We start from the raw sequence: 1245 nt of genomic DNA on the forward strand, positions 1-1245 counted from the left end.
GTCTCGCATATCCTCGCCAATCAACTTTGTTGCAAAATTAACTGAGATATTACGTTAATGAATATTAAAACCACCAGTTATGGTGATGAACCGACTTATTGTTGGTTTGGCAAATCTTTCACTTATGCCTCTTGAGTTTCTCTGTCTTTTTTGTTGGAGAATAGGAACCCTCCAACAGCGATTCCGATCAAGACAATCCAAAAAGTCGCCTTCCATCCCGTGGATTCGGGAAAGTGCTCATCAAGAACAGCGATTGAAGGATGTGCCAGCGTGAATACCGCGAGCTTGATGCCAACCCAGCCGACGATAAAGAAAGCAGCTGTTTCAAGAGAAGGACGTTTCTGAAGCAGCTTCACAAATGCACTTGCGGCAAAACGCATAATGATTAGCCCAATCATTCCGCCGAGGAACATAACCGTGAACTGTCCGCCGTCAACGCCACCGACTTCAAACCAACCAGTTTCTGGGAGGGTTACAGCAAGAGCTACTGCCGCAAGCATAGAGTCGACCGCAAACGCGATATCCGCTAGTTCCACTTTTAAGACGGTCATCCAAAAGCCGGAGCCGGCGTTCGCTTTCGGCTCATGCAGTTTATCCTCTTCCTTATGGGTGAATCGTTTGTAGATGTGCTGGAACGATATAAACAACAGGTAAAGTGCTCCAATCGCCTGCACCTGCCACACATCGACAAGAAAGGAAATGAGGAACAGACTCAAAAATCTAAATACAAATGCTCCGAGCAGCCCATAAAACAGGGCTTTTTTCTGTTGTTCCTTCGGAAGGTGTTTTACCATGACAGCCATGACCACCGCGTTGTCGGCCGCCAAAATCCCTTCCAGGCCTACCAGGACGAGTAAAACCCAGCCGTATTCCAATAATAATGATGCTTCCATGATATCAACCTCCATTTGTTAATATTCCTTTTCTCAGAAACAATAAACTTCAATAGGCAAAACAGAAATAAATTTAAAAATTTCCTTTTTCACCAAAAATAAAAAGACCCCTGCCGTTGATAGGCAAAGGTCTTGCTGAACATGAAGTCATGTCAACAAAGCCGATGGACTGATGTCCATGGGATGACGACTTTGTTTTAGGGCGAACCCTAACGCTACTCCCCTTTGAGTAAGAAATATAATATTCTTATAACAGTATATTAAGCGAGATGATTATTAACAACTATTTTATCTTAAGGCTCTGTTAAATTCCATTGTTGATTTTCAAATGGTCATGGAATCTACTCGCTTT

The 1245-nt window shown here is 43.2% G+C and carries 1 protein-coding gene and 1 riboswitch; the gene reads right to left on the reverse strand.

Annotated features, from left to right (window positions below):
• Nucleotides 1-122 precede the first annotated feature (122 nt).
• Nucleotides 123-893 carry a TerC family protein gene (locus D0463_RS19180; RefSeq protein WP_117308949.1) on the reverse strand — a complete coding sequence of 257 codons (771 nt, stop codon included), beginning with the start codon at nt 891-893 and terminating at the stop codon, nt 123-125.
• A gap of 137 nt (nt 894-1030) precedes the next feature.
• Nucleotides 1031-1129: riboswitch (yybP-ykoY riboswitch) on the reverse strand.
• Between the last annotated feature and the right edge of the window lie 116 nt (nt 1130-1245).

Origin of the sequence: Bacillus sp. V59.32b, assembly GCF_003429085.1 — a bacterium.
Lineage (GTDB): Bacteria > Bacillota > Bacilli > Bacillales > DSM-1321 > Peribacillus.

Coding starts and splice junctions, on each gene's coding strand:
- D0463_RS19180 (WP_117308949.1), bottom strand. CDS start 893: ATGGAAGCATCATTATTATTGGAATACGGCTGGGTTTTACTCGTCCTG.